Origin of the sequence: Priestia sp. FSL R5-0597, from assembly GCF_038006305.1 — a bacterium.
GTDB lineage: Bacteria > Bacillota > Bacilli > Bacillales > Bacillaceae_H > Priestia > Priestia zanthoxyli.
In genome coordinates, this window is record NZ_JBBOUZ010000001.1 from 367,880 (window position 1) to 388,419 (window position 20,540).

Here is a 20,540-nt window from a genome sequence, read left to right on the forward strand (position 1 = left end):
GGTGGAATCTCTTTTTGTTATTTTGTAATGTTCGCTTGGAGTTTGCTAAAATCAGTATCTTGATAATAGCTGTTTTTTACCAAAATATTAGGTCCCAAACAAGAGACCGCTGAACAATGGCAGCTAAGTTCTTTAGAAATTGTGCTTTGCTGCCACGTATCAAAAGCGTCTGTAAGCTTTGTATCTTGAATGTTGCCAAGAGGAGGCGTATCACCAAAATCAGTTACGATAATATCTCCGTCGAAAATATTTACATTTAGGCGAGAACGTCCGTCTGGATCGTTTCGAACGGTTACATTTTTACTGCTATACAAGCGCTGTAAAAGCGTTAAGTCTTCCTCGTTATTACTGCATGCATAAAACGGCAGCGTGCCGAATAGCATCCACACATTTTCATCTCGAATATCAAGAAGGTGATGAATCGCTTGACGCATTTCAGGAAGAGATAATGTCTCTAAGGTGCTGGCAAAGTCACTTGGATACATAGGGTGTACTTCGTGACGCTGACAAAGCATTTCATCCACAATTTGACGATGAATTTTTTCCATATGAGGAAGCGTACGTTTATTTAACATCGTTTCAGCTGATACCGTTACACCTGCTTTTACAAGCGCGCGGCTGTTTTCAATCATACGGTCGAAATATTTGGCGCGCTGCTCATAAGTAGGCTTTCGCTCCATCATTGCAAAGCCAGCTTCCACAAAATCGTCCATCGTTCCCCAGTTGTGAGAAATATGTAAAACATCTAAATAAGGAATGATTTGTTCGTAACGAGCAAGATCTAATGTTAAATTTGAATTAATCTGTGTACGGACACCTCGTTCGTGTGCATACTTTAATAAAGGCACCACATAATTTTTCACAGAAGATAGAGACATCATAGGCTCTCCGCCCGTGATGCTTAACGCTCGAAGTGTTGGAATTTCATCGAGACGTTTTAAAATTAAATCAAGAGGCAGTGCGTTTGGGTCTTTTGGCTGCAGCGTATATCCAACTGCGCAGTGCTCACATCGCATATTACAAAGCGTCGTTGTTGTAAATTCAACGTTTGTGAGCGTCGGTTTGCCATATTGTTTCATATCTAAATACGCTTCCCACGGATCGAATTCCGGGGTAATTCGTTGTAAAGTGGCCATAAAAAAACTCCTTTTATTTTTCCGTAAAGTGAAATGATGATGAAAACATCTCACGGTCCGTCCTGCTAGACTAAATTATACGTCCCATTCAAAACGGACACCAGTGACTATTATGGATTTTATTGCTTTTAGTTGTCAAATATGAAAGTATTCGTTAGGATATAAGGAAATACGAATGAAAAGCTACATCAGGAGGGTTTAAAATGGGAAACGCCGTTCGAGATAAAGATTCACAAGTACGTTATTTAAAAGATCGTTTAAATATGTTTGTACATGTATTAGACTCTATGGAGCCTGAAAACACAGATCTAGAAGATATTGACCGTTTGATTACAATGATTGATGACTTAGAAGCAAAATGTGAGCAGTTTAAAAAAGATAAAGAATGAAGAAGAAAAAAGCGCTAGAAAAACTAGCGCTTTTTTGCTTGAAGTAGAAATCCTCCTATAAAGGTCTTTCGAAACAATTTTTGAAGGAGTATAATAAATTTTGAAAGTTGTACGACAGATAGATAAATACATACATTAGCGGGATATGGGAGGAATTAAGTGATGATTGAAGCTTTAAAACAAAGCATGTACGATTTAATTGTTGAAACATCTACAAAATTGCCAAAAGACGTTCGACGTGCTATCGCAAAGGCAAAAGCGCGTGAAAATGCAGGAACGCGTGCAGCAATGTCTTTAGCGACCATTACCAATAATATTAAGATGGCGGATGATAATTTATCGCCAATTTGTCAAGATACAGGTATGCCAACATTTAAAATTAAAACCCCTGTAGGAGTGAATCAGCTTCAAATTAAAGAAGCAATTTATTGGGCAATTGAAGAAGCAACAAAGCACGGAAAGCTTCGCCCTAATTCTGTAGATTCGTTAACGGGAGAAAACAGCGGTAATAATTTAGGCGGAGGCACGCCGGTTATTAAGTTTGAACAGTGGGAAAATGACTATATTGATGCGCGTCTTATTTTAAAAGGCGGCGGCTGTGAAAATAAAAACATTCAGTATAGCCTGCCTTGTGAAGTAGAAGGGTTAGGCCGAGCTGGCCGTGATTTAGACGGTATTCGTAAATGTGTGATGCACTCAGTATACCAAGCGCAAGGCCAAGGCTGTAGCGCCGGCGTCATTGGTGTTGGAATCGGTGGCGACCGTACAACAGGCTATGAATTAGCAAAAGAGCAGCTGTTCCGAAACTTAGATGACGAAAATCCAAACGCTCAGCTGAAAGAATTAGAAGAGTATGTAATGGAAAATGCTAATAAGCTAGGAATCGGTACAATGGGCTTTGGCGGAGAAACGACATTACTTGGCTGTAAAGTCGGCGTAATCAATCGTATTCCTGCTAGCTTCTATGTGTCAGTTGCGTATAACTGCTGGGCTTACCGTCGCTTAGGTATTAAAATCAACGCTGATACAGGAAGCGTTCAAGAGTGGCTGTATCAAGAAGGCGAAGAAGTAGATTTTAATAAAAATGCAGGTGCAGAAGAGAAACAAAATGCGGATGAAACAAAAGAAGTTGTATTACAAGCACCTATTACAGAAGAGCAAATTCGTGAATTAAAAGTTGGTGACGTAGTGCGCATCAACGGTATGATCTACACAGGACGCGACGCTATTCATAAACATTTAACAGACCACGATGCGCCAATTGATTTAAATGGACAAATCATTTATCACTGTGGCCCGGTTATGTTAAAAGACGAAGATGAAAAATGGCACGTAACCGCTGCAGGACCAACAACAAGTATCCGTGAAGAACCTTACCAAGGAGATATTATGAAGAAATTTGGTATCCGCGCGGTTATCGGTAAAGGCGGTATGGGTCCTAAAACGCTTGCTGCTCTTCAAGAGCACGGGGGCGTATACTTAAATGCTATCGGCGGAGCTGCGCAGTACTATGCTGATTGTATCAAGAGCGTAGAAGGCGTTGATTTGATGCAGTTCGGTATTCCTGAAGCAATGTGGCATTTAAAAGTAGAAGGTTTTACAGCTGTAGTGACGATGGATTCACACGGAAACAGCTTGCATGCAGATGTAGACAAGTCTTCATTTGAAAAGCTTGAGCAATTTAAAGAACCGGTATTTAAATAAACATACGTCGGGAACGTATGGTAAAAAGTAACGTTCATGAACGAGAAAATTGAGTGGATACTAAGCGTAAAATGACTTCCGAAAGGAGCTTCTTATGCGCCGGTTCACCTTTTTTCTCGTTTTTTTATTCGTGATGTCAACAGGCATAGCATCTGTTGAAGCACAAATGTATCCAAATACTCCGATCAGCTGGGGATTTCAAAAAAGTAAAAATCACAAGCCCGCATCCGCAGGTACAGCTTATGAACAAATTCTTGCTAAGTATGATGCGTTTTACCTCGGCGATACAACTAAAAAAAATATTTATTTAACGTTTGATAACGGTTATGAAAATGGTTATACCCCGCAGGTATTAGACGTGCTCAAAAAAAGAAAGGTTCCTGCGACGTTTTTTGTAACAGGACACTATTTAAAAGAAGAGCCTAAGCTAATTAAGCGAATGGTAAAAGAAGGGCATATTGTCGGCAATCATTCATGGCATCACCCTGACTTAACTCAAGTGGATGATGCACGTTTTAAAGAGGAACTGCAAAAAGTAAAAGATGAATACAAGAATATTACCGGTCGTGATGAAATGAAGTATCTCCGCTCACCTAGAGGTGTATTTAGCGAACGAACGCTAGCTCTTTCAAAGCAAGAAGGCTATACGAATGTATTTTGGTCACTAGCATTTGTTGACTGGAAAGTGAATGAACAAAAAGGCTGGCGCTACTCATACGACAATATGATGACTCAAATACATCCAGGTGCGATCATGCTTCTGCATACCGTTTCAAAGGATAACGCAGATGCGTTAGATCAAGCGATTGTGGATTTAAAAAAGCAGGGCTATACGTTTAAAAGCATTGATGATTTAATGAACGAACGTAAACAATTGAAGAAAAGTCCTTCTAAAACGAAATAAAGATAAAAACCGACGGGAATGTTTCTTCTGTCGGTTTTTTGCTGTTGAAGTGTTATAATATGCGTTGATGTCTTTTTTAAAGCGATACGGTCCAATAGGTTTTAAGCAGCTAAAGACCGTTAATAACTATATAAAGAATTTAAACTAATCGGAGTTGGTCTCATGAATAAATCAAAAACTGAAATGAAAGTTCAAAAAGGACAAACGTTTCCGTTGACGATAAAAAGACTCGGTATTAATGGAGAAGGCGTAGGCTATTTTAAGCGCCAAGTCGTCTTTGTACCGGGAGCATTACCGAATGAAGAAGTGGTTGTAGAAGCAACAAATGTTCAGCATAAGTTTGCCGAAGGGAAAATCAAGCGAATTCGCAAAAAATCTCCTCATCGCGTAGAAGCACCCTGTCCGATTTACGACCAGTGCGGAGGCTGCCAGCTTCAGCACTTATCTTATGAAGGTCAGCTAGAATCCAAGCGGGATATTGTTCTGCAAGCGTTCGAACGTCACAGTTCATTAAAAAAAGTAGAGGAAAAAACTCGCCAAACGATTGGTATGGAAGATCCGTGGCGCTATCGTAATAAATCTCAGTTTCAAGTCGGCGTGGACAAACAAAAAGTCATTGCGGGTTTGTATGGACTGAATTCTCACCGCTTGATTGATATTGAAAACTGTCCCATTCAGCATAAAGCTACAAATCACGTGACAAAAGAAATAAAACGAATTTTACAAGACCTTCAAATTCCTATCTACAATGAGCGTAAACGCCGTGGAATTGTGCGTACCATTGTATCACGAGTAGGGTTTGAAACGGGTGAAGTTCAAATTGTCTTGATTACGGCTAAAAAAGAAATTCCGAAAAAAGAGCTGCTGATGAAAGAAATTCAGCGCCGCCTGCCGGAAGTGAAATCACTCGTACAAAACGTAAACGGTCAAAAAACATCGCTTATTTTTGGAGACGAAACGTTTACACTTTCTGGAAAGTCGGTGATTCAAGAAACGTTAGGTGATATCTCATTCGAACTTTCAGCGCGTGCATTTTTCCAGCTGAATCCTCTCCAAACGGTGAAGCTATACGACGAAGTAAAAAAAGCAGCTGCGCTAACAGGCAGTGAAAAAATCGTAGATGCTTACTGCGGAGTAGGGACAATTGGCTTATGGCTTGCTAAAGATGCCAAAGAAATTCGCGGAATGGACACGATTGAAGAATCCATTGTAGACGCGCGAAAAAATGCCAAAGATCATGGATTTGAACATGCCACGTATGTAACAGGTCCGGCTGAAAAATGGATGCCGCAGTGGGTAAAAGAAGGCTGGAAGCCAGACGTTATCGTCGTTGACCCGCCGCGAACAGGCTGTGATGACAAGCTTCTAAAAACAATTTTACAAGTAAAGCCAAAGAAAGTGGTTTACGTATCTTGTAATCCATCCACATTAGCCAAAGATGTGCAGCAGCTGTCGAAGGCTTATAACGTTGATTACATTCAGCCTGTTGATATGTTCCCTCATACAGCGCACGTGGAGAATGTGGTGAGTTTGACGTTAAAGAAGTAAATAGATGAAGAGTAAAGGGCAGATTTGGTTCTGCTCTTTTTTTATTTGAATTGGACTCTTGTTGGAAGAAAAAATATTCTAATATATCTAATTTGAATTATTGGAAAGTTATGTTTTAGAAAGCATCGGAGCACCGAAAAGAAGTTTTATTAGTACTTATATTTCAGTAAATGAACTGAAATTTCATTTTTTATAGAGATGATAAACGCCAATCTAGTCTTGAAAACCCACACCCTCAACCACCCCAAGAATACTATAGTAATAAAACTACTAAAAAGTATATACAGAGGGGCAGAGGTCAAATGGACTCAATGTTTTTGAAAGGGCTTACGGGTGAAGTGGTAACGCCGAAAGACCCCATTTATGAGGAAACTCGTCAGGAGTGGAATCGTGCTATTGATAAATTTCCGCTTGTGATTGTGTACTGTGAAAAAAAGCAGGATGTTGTAAATGCAATTCAATGGGCGCGCAAGCATCGTGTAGACATTCGCATTCGATCTGGCGGTCATCATTATGAAGGGTATTCTACGGGTGACTGTGTATTGGTCATTGATATCAGTCGGTTAAACGGGTTGAAATTGGATAGGAAACGGAACATCTTAAAGATGGAGGGAGGAGCAAAGAATACGGAAGTGTATGATTTTATCGGTTCGAATGGATATGTGTTTCCAGGAGGAACGTGTCCGACTGTTGGGGTGTCTGGCTTTACGCTCGGAGGAGGCTGGGGGCTTTCGAGCAGACTTTACGGATTAGGCTGTGACAGCTTGATAGAGCTAGAGTTGGTCAATTATGAAGGAAAGATTATTAAAGCAAACAAATCGTGTAACGCGGATCTTTTTTGGGCATGCCGAGGTGCTGGTGGCGGTAATTTTGGCGTTGTGGCAAGCATGACGTTTCAGCTTCCAAAACCGACGAACAGCTCTGTGACGCTTGTTCGCTTCTTTTATGTAGGTACTACAAGAGAAAAACAGGCACAAGTGATGAATATATGGCAAAGCTGGCTGCCTGAATTGGACAAACGTATGACGCTAGTTGCCAGTTTTTATAATGCAGAAGGAGAAGGATTGGGCATATTTGCGAACGGCTTCTTTTACGGATCTCCAGAAAGAGCTCGAAAGATCTTGCAGCCTTTTGCAGAGGTGGAGGGGTTCCGAGTCGAGCTAGAGTCATTATCTTTTCTTGAAGCGGTACAAAAGATAGAAGCAACCTATCCTCCGTCTGAAAAATTTAAGTCAACGGGAAGATTTGTGCAAAGAAGTTATTCAGTTGGCCAGCTTGAAAATCTTGCAGATCTCATACAGCGTCCAGCAGAAGGGTCCGTTTACGCCGCGATTTCTTTTTATGCACTAGGAGGAGAAATTCGCAGTGTTGGTAACAGAGAAACGGCCTTCTTTTACAGAAACGCTAGATATATTCTGGGCTTTCAATCTGTATGGACAGACGATGCGTTTGCACGAGCAAACAGAGAGTGGCTGTATAAGCAATTTCAATATATTAAACGTATTACGAAAGGCTCCTATGTGAATTTCCCTATCAGCAACCTTAGAAACTACGAGTATGAGTATTTTGGAGACAACGCAGAGCGGTTAGAAAGAGTAAATAAAAAGTACGATCCATTTAACGTATTTAGGTTTCCGCAGGGACTCAGGTAGCATGTAGAAAAGGATACTAAGTTGACGATTGAACCTGTTTCATTACCTTCTTTCGAAGAAGGTAAATAAATGAAAGTCATCTTTCTTGTTGACAAAGCATCCAACTGGTATTAGAATAAACAACTATTCGACAGTCATTATCTTGATCGAAAAATTTAATACGTAGAAAGCTATGATTGCTATGGATCACACTATAGCAGGAGCAGCTTCTGGAGAGATCGCGATAGTTTCGCGACGCCGAAGGGTTCACAATCTCAGGCAAAAGGACAGAAGAGTACCGGATATTTATTTGGCATGTTACTAATTGGTAGCATGTACCATAATATTTGTTATTCTTATGACCATGAGATTGGAGCGCATCCAATCTCTTTTTTTATTGGACTTTATTTTGTAGTCCGCACGATCGCATCAAAGGTTTTATTGTTAGGAGGAGTTAGAGTTGGAACAACGAGAATTAAAGAGGGATTTATCCAATCGTCATGTTCAGCTAATCGCGATTGGAGGAACCATTGGGACGGGATTATTTTTAGGTTCTGGTAAAGCCATACAGCTTGCAGGTCCCTCTATCATCTTTGCTTATTTAATTGTGGGTATTTCGCTTTTCTTTGTGATGAGAGCGCTAGGAGAACTACTGCTGTCTAAAGCAGGTTATCAATCGTTAACAGATATTGCTGAAGAGTATCTTGGACCATGGGCTTCATTTGTCACAGGGTGGACGTACTGGTTTTGCTGGATCATGACAGCTATGGCTGATGTGATTGCCGTTGGCGTATATGTGAAATATTGGTTCAATATTCCTCAGTGGATTCCTGCACTTATTTGTGTAATCATTTTATTAGGACTTAACTTATTAACCGTAAAATTATTTGGAGAATTAGAGTTTTGGTTTGCTTTAATAAAGGTTATTACGATTCTTGCGTTAATTGTTATTGGCGTTATTTTACTGGTAATCGGATTTAAAACAGATGCAGGATCCGTTACGGTTCAAAATCTTTGGAATCATGGAGGACTGTTTCCAAACGGTGTTTCAGGTTTCTTACTTTCATTCCAAATGGTTATTTTCGCATACGTCGGGGTTGAATTGGTAGGGGTATCGGCAGCGGAAACATCAAATCCCCAAAAAAATATTCCATCGGCCATTAATAAAATTCCGCTGCGAATCTTATTTTTCTATGTTGGAGCGCTTATCGTCCTTTTATTTATTAACCCGTGGATGGAATTGAATGCAGCAGAAAGCCCATTTGTTAAAACCTTTAGTTTAGTCGGAATTCCGCTTGCTGCTGGAATTATTAATTTTGTTGTATTAACTTCAGCCGCTTCTGCTTGTAATAGCGGAATGTTTTCAACAAGCCGTATCTTATATAACTTAAGTAAAAATGACCAAGGGCCATCTACGTTTGCAAAACTGAACAAAAACCACGTACCAAGCAACGGATTGTTTGTATCTACGCTGGTTATCTCGGCGGGAGCTTTGTTAAGCAAACTGATACCAGATCAAGCTTTTGGCATCGTAACAACCATCAGCGCTATTTGTTTCATTTGGGTGTGGAGTATCATTTTGATTTGCCATCTAAGATATAAAAAAACGCGTCCGCAGCTGCATGCAGCATCAACATTCAAAGCACCGTTAACACCATTTATAAACTATGTTGTGCTAGCGTTGTTTGCAGTGATTCTTATTATTATGCTGTTTTCTGATGCGACGCGTCCAGCCTTATTGTTGACACCCGTTTGGTTTATTCTCTTATTTGGTTTTTACGGGGCTAGAAGGAAGAAGAAATAGTAAATGGGTGACCTCATCATTTCGTGATGGGGTCTTTTTATTGGAAGATAAATAATTGATTTCTACTGTATGAAGAAAATGCAGTAAGCAAAGTTTATATAAGAACCCTAAAAAAGTTTTAGCAGAAAATACAGTGAAAAAGCTCATAGTTTTCTGATAGTAATGTAGAACCAAATGCTTTTCTTCTATGTCTAAAGGTGGAATTCTATCATTTACATGGAAAAGTTTTCATTTTGCAGTACAATGGAGGTAGACTTCATTGAATTAAGGTGAACAAACATGAAATGGTTTAAATCTCATACGTTTTGGAAAATCTTCACGATTAATGTGCTTCTTATTTGTACCGTACTGACGCTAATGTTTATAGTTTCAAGAGTGATGCTGCCTAATATTTCTCAAGATCAATATCGACAGGTAACTGATAAAACCGTCAAGAGAATGAAAGAGCAAATTAACATCGTTATTAAAGATATTTGGAGCTTGGGCGACGAGGTACAGCAAGATCCTATTTTTTTATCAGATGATGAACAAGAGATAGACAAAGAACTGCAGAAAATAGTTAATATTTCACCGTATATCGATAGCGGAACCATTTTTAATACAAAAGGGTATGTGGAGCATTATTACCCAGATGATTTAAAGAGTATGAAGCACGTGAACTTAAGTAAAAGAAAATATTTTCAAGAAGCGCTGCGAACTAAAAAAATATATTTAAGCGATGTCGTTTCAGCAGACACAAAGCATTACATTGTGGTGATGGCAATTCCTATTTTGGATGAGCAGCAAAATGTAAAAAAAGTTATAAATTTAGCGCTGCGCATTGAAGAAAATAAAAGCTTTCAATCCATTTTTCAAACGTTCGATATAGGAGAGAACGGCTATACGTTTATTGTAGACCGCAATGGTAGAATTATTTCACACCCTGAGAAACAGAGAATCGGTGAAAATGCCAGGGAAAATGAAATCGTTCAGGAAACGATGAATCATAAATCAGGATATCAGCGCGTTGTGAACACCGAAGGTAAGTACTTCTTTGCGTCATTTGAATATATTCCTGTTTTGGATTGGGGAATTGTCGCTGAATTACCCGTTGAAGAAATTTACAGGCCTTATGAAACGTTTGAAAAAACGCTTTGGACCGTTTCAGGTATTACAATTTTACTGCTTTCTTTTTTTACTGCGTTATATGCAAGGCAAATTGTGAATCCTATTCGTAAACTATATGAATTGGCGGGACAAGTAGCGCGCGGGAATTTTAATCAAAAAATTCCGGAACGAGAAATTGAGCGGGGGGAAATCGGTACTTTATCTAAACAGTTTAATGAAATGATTAGCTATATACGCCATTCTAAAGCAAATTTACAGCAAAAAGAAAATCAGCTGCAGGAACAAAAAACGTTTTTAAGACAAGTCATTGACATTAATCCAAGCTATATTTATGCCATTAATCAAAAAAGGGAGTTCATTCTTGTTAATGAATCTTTTGCGATGCTGCTAGGTGAAAAATCTGATGACTTGATTGGACAACCAATTGATAAATATCAATTCAACCTTCAATCAGATCTTTTATATAAAGGGACGTTTTCAAACTGTACGCAAAAAGGGATGGTATTAGAAGAACAGTTTAAAGATTCGAAAGGAAACCGGCGCTGGGTCGAAACAGCAAAACTTCCTATTATGAATGAAAAACAGGAAGTGATTCAAATGCTGTGCGTATCGACAGATATTACGGAGCGTAAAAAAGCAGAAGAGAAGCTTAGAACTTCTGAGAAGCTTGCCGTTGTAGGAGAACTTGCAGCTGGAGTTGCTCACGAGATCAAAAATCCTTTGACTTCTTTAAAAGGTTTTGTTCACTTATTAAAAGAACAAAATCCCAAAGATGCTTTGTATATAGATATCATGGAAACTGAATTAGAACGAATGAATGGAATCGTAGAAGAATTTTTGATGTTAGGAAAACCTCAGGTTATGAATGTTGAACCCTTGAATATGCAAGCGCTTGTTCAAGAAGTGTGCTCGCTTCTTGAACCTGAAGCAGTAGAAAAAAAGGTAGCTTTCATATTTGAAAGGGATGAGCAATTACCGCAGGTATATGGAGATAAAAATCAGTTAAAACAAGTATTTATTAATATTATTAAAAACTCTATCGAAGCAATGCCTGAAGGAGGGGGTATTCATATTACGATTAAAGCAAAAGAAAACCACCTTTGGCTGCAGCTTGCTGATGAAGGGCAAGGTATTCCTCCTGAACGGTTAGCGAAGATAGGTGAGCCTTTTTATAGTACAAAAGAAAAAGGTACAGGTTTAGGGCTGATGGTCAGCTATCGGATTATTAAAGCTCATCATGCGCAGATGACATTTTCTAGTCAGTTAAATCAAGGAACAAGTGTGGATATATTGTTTCCAATCATAAAAAAGTAGGGGAAGTTCCCCTACTTTTTATTATTATACTTATAATATATCAAAAGCTTTCATGTTACTAAAACAAACGAAAGTGCTAAAGAAGATATCCACAGGTTAACAAGAAGTTAACTGCTGAATTGTATAGGATATTCACAACTTTATCCACATTATTCACATTTTTTCAGAAAATTTACATAAAAATTACCCACTGTCATTTCAAGTTATGAAAGCGGTAATATACATATCTGATAAAGTTATGCACATTATCCACATAATTGTGGGTAAACTTTGTGGATATAGTAAAGTATTAAAAAATCGTAAATCATACGCATGAAATCTTCGCGTTATTATCTTTACATAATATAAAACGTCCTTCCGATACACAGTGTACAGAAAGGACGTTGGGATGATCAAGCGTTGGATAGAGATGTTTTGCCTCACTTATTTTTTCGTGTAGCCGCCTGCACGGTCTGCTTTTTTAAACTCGCGGCCGTAATAGATTTCTTGAGCGCTACTTAACGTATTTTTTGCGTTTTCTTTTCGTTTTTTTTCAGACATAAAAAAACCTCCAATTAACGTTTTTCGATCATGCTACTTATTTTTTCCAGAATCTCTCGTTTTTAATCATAAAAAAAGCTCTCCGTGTAACGGAGAGACTCTTACGCTTCTTTAAGCTGGTGATCTTCTTGAACGTCTTGTTCGTGACGCAGGTAGTATAATGTATACAAGTCTTTTGGAATTTCGTACAAATCATATACGTCTTCATGTTGATTAATTTCATCGTATAAAGCTTTGTGTGTTTCATTCGCAAGTACTGCATAAGGCAGTTTTTCGGCAGCCTTAATAGACCTGATGTTGATTTTGCGGATTCGCATAAAAATTCGCTCTATATTTAACTCAAAGAACAGTTCATTAAAGAACGCTTCTTTTGCAATTTGATTATATCCTTTTCCATGAAACGGTTTGCCAAGCCAAGTGCCTAAAAAACCAGCTTGATCCTGTACATCAAATAAATTAATGGTGCCGATAGGGTTACCCCATTCATCTAAAATCGTGCGAGAAATAATTTCTCCATGATCTTCTGCTTCCATCGTTTGTTTAGTCACAAATAAAAATTCTTCATAGGAATGGGCTTTATGACGAACAAAAGGGAAGACATCAGGATGTACCATGAGTTCGTATAGAGATTGACAGTCATTTAGGTCACGTTTTTTTAACATAACTTTTCCCTCCTGATCGAGGGTATATACAGACTCCAATCAAGTCCCCACCCTCGAAATTTTTTAATAATTAAAAAAATTTCGGGGTGGGAATCGAACCCACTAGAACCAGTTACCTGGTGGCGCACCATTTGCCTTCCCATTACAAGTCAACAAACATAAAAAGTCAACGTGTGATGTTTATGCTTTTGTGAAATTCACATGCTTCTAAACGTATCATACTAAAAAAAATAAAAAAAGAAAATAGGTAAAATGTTAATTTTTTTTAAATAATATTTTACCATCTATCATGGTGAAAATAGGCTTTGCTAAGTAGTGAAAGGGATGATGGCTCCATAGCACTAAATCAGCGTCTTTTCCTGATTCGATACTGCCGATTCGATGATCAATACGGAGATTCCGAGCAGCAGTAATCGTGATGCCTTCTAATGCTTTTTGCTCTTCGAGTCCTTCACGTACGGCAATGGATGCGCAAATATTTAAATACTGAATAGGCGTATAAGGATGGTCCGTTGTAATGGAAACTTCTACTCCTTCATTGCAAAGAGCTTGATAGGTTTTCCACGTTTTATTCTTAAGTTCAACCTTTGAGCGGCGTGTTAAAGTTGGACCTACGCTCACTTTTAAATTTCTTCCACCCAGCTCTTTAGCAATTAAATGGCCTTCTGTACAGTGCTCAATACGGACGTCTAAATGAAATTCATCTGCTAAGCGAAGAGCTGATAGAATATCATCGGCTCTATGAGCATGAATCCGAACTGGAATTTCTCTATTCAGTGCTTGAGTGAGAGGTTTGATGCGCAAATCATCTTTGTTGTCACTGCTTGCTGCGTGATAAAAGGCTTCTCGCAGCATCCCCATAATACCCATTCGCGTAATCGATTCTTTATTGCCGTGGCTGTGAATTCGTTTTGGATTTTCTCCTAGCGCAATCTTAAGTCCAGCTGTCTCTTGAATTAACATTTGAGAAATGCTTGTTCCAGCTGTTTTAATAACGGAAGTTGTGCCTCCAATCACATTTGCACTTCCTGGCATAATGTGTACAGACGTAATACCCGCTTCAATGGCATCTTTAAACCCAGGATCTAAAGGATGTACACTGTCAAAAGCTCGGATATGTGGAGTCATAGGTTCAATGGTTTCGTTAGCATCATTCCCGGCCCAGCCGGTTCCTTCATCATATAATCCTAGATGTGTATGAACATCAATAAATCCAGGGAATAAATAACGCTGTTTGCAGTCAATGACTTCTACTCGAAGAGGTGGCTGCAAGTTTGGCCCAATTAAAACAATTTTACCATCTTGAATGAGCACATCACTATTATAAATAGGTTTTGACGTAATAGGATAGAGCGTTGCATTTTTTAAGAGAATGGTTTTCATAAAGTTACTCCTATCTATCGGCAGCTTAGTCACCTGTTTTAGGGAAATAACAGAAAATAACTAGAGTAAATCTCGCAATGCATCTTCTAATACAGTATATGTAAAAATGTAATTCTGTTGAATCAATTTTTCAGGTAAAACGCGCTGTCCCTTTAAAATAATCATACTCATTTCTCCCATCAGCAGCTGAAGGCCAAAGCTAGGTACGGGCATCCAATGAGGACGATTCAACACTTTTCCAATCGTCTTTCCAAACTCTTTCATTTGAACGGGATTTGGGGCAGTGACGTTAACAGCTCCCTCTATTTGTTCGGTATGAATACAGTAATCAATGATCTTCACGACGTCTTGAAGATGCACCCAAGACATCCACTGTTCTCCGGAACCGACTGTTCCTCCTGCAAATAATTTATAAGGAAGGGCCGTAGAAGGAAGTGCTCCGCCATCTTTCCCTAATATAACGCCGAATCTTGTTAAGACAGTACGAATATTGATTTCCATGGCTTTTAGCGCTTCATTTTCCCACTTTTTTACCGTTTCAGCCAAAAAGTCTGTCCCGATCGATGGAGAAGCTTCTGTGAACGTTTCTTTCGTTGATGTCCCGTAATAACCAACGGCGCTTGCATTTACATAAAGTGACGGTTTTTCGGGTAAAGAAGCCATAATGCGAAGAATTTCTTGAGTAGAAGAAAGGCGACTTTCCACGATGGCTTTTTTGCGTTCGTCCGTCCAGCGGCCGCTGTTAAGTGAAACGCCAGCTAAATTGATAAAAACGTCTGCTCCTTCTACATGCTCTTCAGGTTGGCTGTTTTCTTGCATCCACTCTACATATTTAAGTTTCGGATCTCTTGCAGCTTTATCTGCATTGCGTGTTAAAATATATACATAATGTTTTTGTGTTAAAAAATGTTTTGTTAAAGCTTTACCTACGAATCCAGTTCCTCCAGCAATAACAATTTTCATACGAACTTCCTCCTTTATTGAGATAAATAAAAACGTGTATGATACGTTTGGCGGTTCTTCAGCCATCAATTTAAATAAAAAATATGAGGTGAAGGTTAATGCCTGTTGTCACAAAGATCACAACGCAAAAGAATAGCGGTGAACGTTATAATGTGTATTTAGATTACGGTAAAGGTGAAGAGTTTGGCTTTGGTGTTGACGAAAATGTCCTCATCAAATATGACTTAAAAAAAGGTCGTGAGCTTGATGAATTTGAATTAACGGAAATTCAGTACGCAGATGATGAGAAAAAAGCTTATAATTTAGCGATCACTTACTTATCTTATCGAATGCGCTCTGAAAAAGAGGTACATGATTATTTAAAGAAAAAAGAAATTAACTCTACTATTATTCAACAAGTTATTCAGAAACTAGTCAGCCACCGTTATTTAAATGATGAAGAGTTTGCAAAAGCATTTGTGTTAACTCAGATGAACACAACACCAAAAGGACCAAATGTGATTCAAAGAGAATTAAAAGAAAAGGGGATTTCTGATTCCATTATTACCCTTAGTTTATGTGAATACCCTGAAGAACAGCAAATTCAAACTGCTGTAAAATTAATTGAAAAGTTAAAAGGGAAATATAAAAAGTTATCTCAAGTAATGATGAAACAAAAAATGGAACAAGCATTGGCAGTGAAGGGCTATTCGTTTTCTGTTATTCAAGAAGCATTTCAGCGAACGGATACAGAAAAAGAAAGCGATGAGGTTTGGGAAGCTCTGCAATATCAAGGAATGAAAGCTCATCGTCGTTTTTCAAAGTATGAAGGCTGGGAATATCAGCAAAAAATGAAGCAGGCTCTTTATAGAAAAGGATTCTCCATTGAACAAATTCAATCATTTTTAGATTCTATTGAAGAGGAATAGAGCGGGGAAAAAAGTATGTTAGTTGAAGGAAGATCCGAACGATGAATCGAGATTCTTGATAGAGAATCCAACTCGTTCGGATTTTTTTATTGTGATGCTTCAATCTTTTTAAAACAAAATATCTTCTGAGTCATTCTGCTGTTTATAAATAATCTCAGCGATTTCTGAAGCTGAGCGCAAGCGGCTTTTATCTTTAATGTGGTTGTTGTGATCCCAAAAAGGAGTATTCATGCCTCCCATATAAGCTGCCGTCACATGAAGGTTGGTATCTTGGTACTCCACTTTTAAACTTTCTGTAAATCCCCTTACGCCAAATTTACTTGCCACATAGACGCTTTCATTGGCTTTCCCTCGAAGTCCTGCAGTTGAAATGATATTCATAACTTTAGGTTCAGGTCTCGTCAAGAGATGAGGCATAAGCGCTTGCGTTAAAAAAATAGTTCCTTTTACATTTGTATCGATGACTTCATCGATTGCTTGTTTTGTATAATCTGTCAAAGGACCAAAATGTCCAATGCCTGCGTTGTTGATAAGGATATCTACTGAATGCTGCATCAGCAGTTTTTCTACAGATTTTCCTACTTCTTCATACTGTGTAATATCTACAGACATCGTATATACGTTGTCTCCTAGCTCATGCTGCGCCTCAGTTAATTTCTGTTGATTGCGTCCAGCTAGAATGACGTTGTAGTCTTTTGCGTAAAGTTTTGCGAGTTCTTTTCCAAGACCCGTCGCACCGCCTGTGATTAGCACTGTTTTCATTCCCAAAACTCCCTTTTCATAGTCTCCCTTTAGTTATACCTTTTGTTATAATAAAATGAAAGCAAACAAGGGGGAAAACAGCATGTCTGAAAAACGTTATAGTGATATGACGACGTATGAACTTCAACAAGAAATTGGGTCTCTTCAAGAAAAAGCACGAAAAGCTGAACAGCTTGGCATGGTCAACGAGTATGCAGTATTAGAAAGAAAAGTAACAATGGCTAGATCGTATTTATTGGATCCTGAAACGTTTAAAGCAGGGGAAGTATATGAAATTCAAGGAGATCCGGGTTCATATTTTAAAATTGATTATATGAACGGAGTTTTTGCATGGGGGTTTAGACTTGGCTCACCGCAAAATGAAGAGGCATTGCCTATTTCCATGTTGAAAAAATAAAGGGACGAACAAGCAGCACGAAGTGTGCTGCTTGTTTGATTTCTATATTCGCTTTACTTTTAAACAAATAAGCAAAGCAAGCGGTTATTCTTCGCGCTCATTAGAAGCATGCATACGTTCTTGCGGATGCGTATTGATCGTTCCATTTGCACGTTTTGATGCGTATTCTGCTTTTGCTCGAGGCTCGCCTTCAAACTTAGTATGATGTTGGTTTGTAAAATCTTTTGCTTTATTGCGCATCGATACCTCTCCTTTTACAACAGAAAGCGTTGCGGTTATGATATAGTACATGAGGGAGTGAATAACTCCGCATTTATAGTGTAAGTTAAAAGTGCAAACATACTCATAAAGAATTTTGGTAATCGAGGTGTTCTTATGAACGATATATTCGAAAGATTAACGAATCAGCTATTAAATAAAAACAGTTCGCTTTCATATGCTCAAGCCCGTACGTGGGTCGAACTTTTCTGGGAAGATTTTGAGTCATCTTACGCAAAAGCCGGATATGATTATAAAGGGAAAGAAGCGACGGAAAAGGTTGTTACGATGTATATCAACAGCTACGGTGACAAACTTCATGAAATCGCGGTTAAAAACCCTAAATATCAGCATTTATTAAATAACGATGACTATTTAAAACATTAAATAAAAACGAACCGTCTTCTCAAGACGGTTCGTTTTTGGGTTTCATATTTGTTCTTGTTATGATTAGTGCGGGAGGTAATCAAGCTTTTTACGCAATTTTTTCTCACTGAAAATCCAACCAGTGTACGAACAAATAATATTTAAGTCGTAATCAAGCTGTACTACGGCTACAAATGGATAGTAGTCTTTGCTGCGGTAGCGCAAATCAATAAAGCGCACTTCAATGTGGTCGTTATATTCGTCCAGTTCCCATCTATAAATAGGTGAAAAGGAAAGAAAAGCAGATAAATTTTCATCTTTTTTCGCTACTTCAATTACGGCCGACTCAGGAATTGGAACTTTATCAAACGTATCATAAATAAAAATTTCTTCTCCGATTGCTCTTCCTACATGAAAGTACTTTTCGGTCGTCACGGCTAAGTGCCAGTGAGTGAAACGCAGCGTAGGAGAGATATTGAGCTTGATAACATCAGGAAACTGTTTTCGAAGCTTCTTGGCGATTTGATGGCGCATATAAAAGCGCAGTCCATAGTAAAACGCCAATAACACATACAGCGTAATGAATGTTGGTCCTGGCTCTGCTCCAATAAACCAGATTAAAATCGCAAGTACGTGAGCTGAGAAAATCACGTAATCAAACGTGTTGATTACGCCAAGCGCAATCCATTTATTTGTGAAAGGCCGTAAAGCCTGCGTGCCATAAGCGTTAAAGATATCAACAAAAACGTGAATAATGACGCCTGCAAAGGTCCACATCCATAGGTGCAGCAAGTTAGCTCCTGGTAGCAGAAGCGAAAGAATGAGCACGATAAGCAAAGGCCATAAAATAACAGCCGGGATAGAATGTGTAATTCCACGGTGATTGCGGATATACTGTGCATTGTTTCGCAGCTTTAAAACAGTGTCTAAATCAGGTGCTAATGACCCGGCCATTACGCCAATCATCACAGCATCCATTGTGGCTGTATTCGCAGATACAGTGGGGTCTAATGTTGCAAGGCCGCCCAGAGCGATTCCCATTGCAATGTGTGTACCAGTATCCAGAGCGAACTCCTCCTTTGTAAGATGACGATCTTAGATTATTCTAATTCAGCATGAAAGCTTGATTTAAAGCAAAAAATCTCATTTTATTATTAACGCAGCAAATCGGCTGTTTTTATTCATTATTTGAACAATTCATTTTACTATTCATATTTGTAGTTGTTATAAGGTTATCATAAAGTTACTAAGATTCAAAAAGCAACACATTGTATATGTATAGTTAATACCTCGGAGGCTATGACGTGAAACAAAGTAAAGATATTGTACAAAATTTTGATATTCAAGCATTTCAAAATGACTTAATCTCTTGGTTTGAGCAGGAACAGCGCATTTTACCTTGGCGTCAAGATCAGGACCCTTATAAGGTGTGGGTATCTGAAATTATGCTTCAACAAACGAGAGTAGATACGGTCATTCCTTATTTTAATAATTTTATTAGCAAATTTCCCACTATCAAAGACTTAGCTTATGCGAATGAAGATGATGTGTTAAAAGCGTGGGAAGGATTAGGCTATTATTCCCGTGCCCGTAATTTGCAAACCGCTGTTCGAGAAGTCCACGAACAATACGGGGGAAAAGTTCCAAATACGCCAGCAGAAATCTCCAAACTAAAAGGAGTGGGTCCTTATACAACAGGGGCCATTTTAAGTATTGCATACGGAGTGCCGCAGCCTGCTGTAGATGGAAATGTCATGCGTGTGCTATCGCGCATTTTATCCGTTTGGGATGATATTGCAAAACCGAAAACAAGAAAGCTGTTTGAAGAAATCGTGCATGAAATTATTTCAAAAGATAATCCTTCCTATTTCAATCAAGGCATGATGGAACTTGGTGCCATTGTCTGTACACCAACTTCTCCTTCCTGTTTGTTATGTCCAGTTCGCGAACACTGCCGCGCTTTTGAAGAAGGAGTGCAGAATGAGCTTCCTGTTAAATCAAAGAAAAAAGCGCCGCGTGCTCTTCAGCTTGCTGCAGCGGTGATTAAAGACGGTGAAGGAAATTATCTAATTCATAAGCGTCCAAGCAAAGGACTTTTAGCTAATCTATGGGAATTTCCAAATATAGAAGTAGATCTTAGTATAGCGCCAGATCATCAGCAGCTTCAGGCATTTATTCAAAATGAGTACGGAGCTGATATTAAAATTAATGCGCCGTTTACCACAATTCAGCACGTGTTTTCTCATATCGTCTGGAACATCACAGTATATGAAGCAGAGCTTGCAAGTGATATCAGTGCATTAAAAAATTTGAAAGTAGTTTCTGAAAAAGACTTAGAACAATATGCATTTCCGGTTTCCCATCAAAAAATCTTAAAAGAATATTTGCTTGTTAAATAAAAGAAGCGTGGATAAACTCCGCGCTTCTTTTTATTTAATCATATGATACGTGCGTGCCGTGTGTATAATCTGCTTCGTGGCGCTGTAACCCGCCTCGTGCTTCAATTTCTTTAATAATTTGCTGATGAATACTTTGTCCTTCAGCATTTAAATACGGCGTCATTTGCTGTAAAGAGTGATGGAAAAACGCAAGCTCGCTGTCTTTCCACTCGCTTTTAGAAATCATTGAAAGAGCCGTCATGTCTCGACCTACATACATTCTATTCACCTCGTTCATTTTATCAAGTTTTATCTATTTTCCCTATATTACTTGTTTCTTATGCGATAAAATCAGTACAATGTAAAGATAATATGATACATAAGGG

The 20,540-nt window shown here is 38.6% G+C and carries 20 protein-coding genes and 1 riboswitch; of the genes, 11 read left to right on the forward strand and 9 right to left on the reverse strand.

Annotated elements, in window-relative coordinates; genetic code table 11:
• Positions 1 to 17 precede the first annotated feature (17 nt).
• Complete coding sequence (gene yfkAB / locus MKX72_RS01955) at positions 18 to 1,136, reverse strand: radical SAM/CxCxxxxC motif protein YfkAB (protein ID WP_034263747.1); 1,119 nt, start codon at positions 1,134 to 1,136, stop codon at positions 18 to 20.
• A gap of 203 nt (positions 1,137 to 1,339) precedes the next feature.
• Between yfkAB and MKX72_RS01960 the strand changes: the two genes are divergently transcribed.
• The 7 genes from MKX72_RS01960 to MKX72_RS01990 all read left to right on the forward strand — a co-directional run bounded on the left by MKX72_RS01960 (position 1,340) and on the right by MKX72_RS01990 (position 11,537).
• Positions 1,340 to 1,525 carry an SE1561 family protein gene (locus MKX72_RS01960; protein ID WP_013081532.1) on the forward strand — a complete coding sequence of 62 codons (186 nt, stop codon included), beginning with the start codon at positions 1,340 to 1,342 and terminating at the stop codon, positions 1,523 to 1,525.
• A 162-nt stretch (positions 1,526 to 1,687) separates the two neighbouring features.
• On the forward strand, positions 1,688 to 3,229 hold the full coding sequence (locus MKX72_RS01965; protein ID WP_098627107.1) for a fumarate hydratase: 1,542 nt from the start codon (positions 1,688 to 1,690) through the stop codon (positions 3,227 to 3,229).
• Positions 3,230 to 3,323: 94 nt separating this feature from the next.
• Complete coding sequence (pdaA, locus tag MKX72_RS01970) at positions 3,324 to 4,133, forward strand: delta-lactam-biosynthetic de-N-acetylase (protein WP_034263749.1); 810 nt, start codon at positions 3,324 to 3,326, stop codon at positions 4,131 to 4,133.
• A 162-nt stretch (positions 4,134 to 4,295) separates the two neighbouring features.
• Entirely contained in the window at positions 4,296 to 5,681 is a 1,386-nt protein-coding gene (gene rlmD, locus MKX72_RS01975; protein WP_155008631.1) for a 23S rRNA (uracil(1939)-C(5))-methyltransferase RlmD, read from the forward strand.
• 302 nt (positions 5,682 to 5,983) lie between these two features.
• Positions 5,984 to 7,333, forward strand: a complete 1,350-nt coding sequence (locus MKX72_RS01980) for an FAD-binding oxidoreductase (protein ID WP_155008632.1) — start codon at positions 5,984 to 5,986, stop codon at positions 7,331 to 7,333.
• Positions 7,334 to 7,532: 199 nt separating this feature from the next.
• A riboswitch (glycine riboswitch) is annotated at positions 7,533 to 7,613 on the forward strand.
• A gap of 159 nt (positions 7,614 to 7,772) precedes the next feature.
• Positions 7,773 to 9,116 (forward strand): amino acid permease, encoded by a 1,344-nt coding sequence (locus MKX72_RS01985; protein WP_048021558.1) that lies wholly within the window; start codon positions 7,773 to 7,775, stop codon positions 9,114 to 9,116.
• Between the two features lie 279 nt (positions 9,117 to 9,395).
• Positions 9,396 to 11,537, forward strand: a complete 2,142-nt coding sequence (locus MKX72_RS01990) for a PAS domain-containing sensor histidine kinase (RefSeq protein WP_028412439.1) — start codon at positions 9,396 to 9,398, stop codon at positions 11,535 to 11,537.
• Between the two features lie 423 nt (positions 11,538 to 11,960).
• On the opposite strand, the gene MKX72_RS01995 is transcribed toward MKX72_RS01990, so the two are convergent.
• The 4 genes from MKX72_RS01995 to MKX72_RS02010 form a co-directional block, all read right to left on the reverse strand.
• Positions 11,961 to 12,077 (reverse strand): YfhE family protein, encoded by a 117-nt coding sequence (locus MKX72_RS01995; protein WP_013055148.1) that lies wholly within the window; start codon positions 12,075 to 12,077, stop codon positions 11,961 to 11,963.
• A gap of 101 nt (positions 12,078 to 12,178) precedes the next feature.
• Positions 12,179 to 12,739 carry a GNAT family N-acetyltransferase gene (locus MKX72_RS02000; RefSeq protein ID WP_013055149.1) on the reverse strand — a complete coding sequence of 187 codons (561 nt, stop codon included), beginning with the start codon at positions 12,737 to 12,739 and terminating at the stop codon, positions 12,179 to 12,181.
• A gap of 255 nt (positions 12,740 to 12,994) precedes the next feature.
• On the reverse strand, positions 12,995 to 14,122 hold the full coding sequence (locus MKX72_RS02005) for an amidohydrolase (RefSeq protein ID WP_155008633.1): 1,128 nt from the start codon (positions 14,120 to 14,122) through the stop codon (positions 12,995 to 12,997).
• A gap of 60 nt (positions 14,123 to 14,182) precedes the next feature.
• Complete coding sequence (locus tag MKX72_RS02010; RefSeq protein WP_155008634.1) at positions 14,183 to 15,085, reverse strand: TIGR01777 family oxidoreductase; 903 nt, start codon at positions 15,083 to 15,085, stop codon at positions 14,183 to 14,185.
• Between the two features lie 98 nt (positions 15,086 to 15,183).
• On the opposite strand from MKX72_RS02010, the gene recX reads away from it, so the two are divergent.
• Complete coding sequence (gene recX / locus MKX72_RS02015) at positions 15,184 to 15,993, forward strand: recombination regulator RecX (RefSeq protein ID WP_028412436.1); 810 nt, start codon at positions 15,184 to 15,186, stop codon at positions 15,991 to 15,993.
• 108 nt (positions 15,994 to 16,101) lie between these two features.
• Here the strand turns inward: recX and MKX72_RS02020 are convergent, their stop codons facing one another.
• Positions 16,102 to 16,755, reverse strand: coding sequence for an SDR family NAD(P)-dependent oxidoreductase (locus MKX72_RS02020; protein ID WP_155008635.1), 654 nt, complete (start codon positions 16,753 to 16,755; stop codon positions 16,102 to 16,104).
• Positions 16,756 to 16,837: 82 nt separating this feature from the next.
• Here MKX72_RS02020 and MKX72_RS02025 point away from each other — a divergent pair, with 82 nt between their 5' ends.
• A complete protein-coding gene (locus tag MKX72_RS02025; protein WP_013055154.1) occupies positions 16,838 to 17,152 on the forward strand; it encodes a YfhH family protein in 315 nt (104 codons plus the stop codon).
• Positions 17,153 to 17,236: 84 nt separating this feature from the next.
• On the opposite strand, the gene MKX72_RS02030 is transcribed toward MKX72_RS02025, so the two are convergent.
• Entirely contained in the window at positions 17,237 to 17,392 is a 156-nt protein-coding gene (locus MKX72_RS02030) for a small, acid-soluble spore protein K (RefSeq protein ID WP_028412433.1), read from the reverse strand.
• Positions 17,393 to 17,527: 135 nt separating this feature from the next.
• On the opposite strand from MKX72_RS02030, the gene MKX72_RS02035 reads away from it, so the two are divergent.
• Positions 17,528 to 17,797, forward strand: a complete 270-nt coding sequence (locus MKX72_RS02035) for a YfhJ family protein (protein WP_013055156.1) — start codon at positions 17,528 to 17,530, stop codon at positions 17,795 to 17,797.
• Positions 17,798 to 17,860: 63 nt separating this feature from the next.
• Here the strand turns inward: MKX72_RS02035 and MKX72_RS02040 are convergent, their stop codons facing one another.
• Positions 17,861 to 18,841: a metal-dependent hydrolase gene (locus MKX72_RS02040; protein ID WP_074682687.1), complete on the reverse strand. Its 981-nt coding sequence runs from the start codon at positions 18,839 to 18,841 to the stop codon at positions 17,861 to 17,863.
• Between the two features lie 239 nt (positions 18,842 to 19,080).
• Between MKX72_RS02040 and mutY the strand changes: the two genes are divergently transcribed.
• A complete protein-coding gene (gene mutY, locus MKX72_RS02045) occupies positions 19,081 to 20,175 on the forward strand; it encodes an A/G-specific adenine glycosylase (protein ID WP_155008636.1) in 1,095 nt (364 codons plus the stop codon).
• 34 nt (positions 20,176 to 20,209) lie between these two features.
• Here mutY and MKX72_RS02050 read toward each other — a convergent pair whose 3' ends face one another.
• Positions 20,210 to 20,434, reverse strand: coding sequence for a hypothetical protein (locus MKX72_RS02050; protein WP_014461827.1), 225 nt, complete (start codon positions 20,432 to 20,434; stop codon positions 20,210 to 20,212).
• Between the last annotated feature and the right edge of the window lie 106 nt (positions 20,435 to 20,540).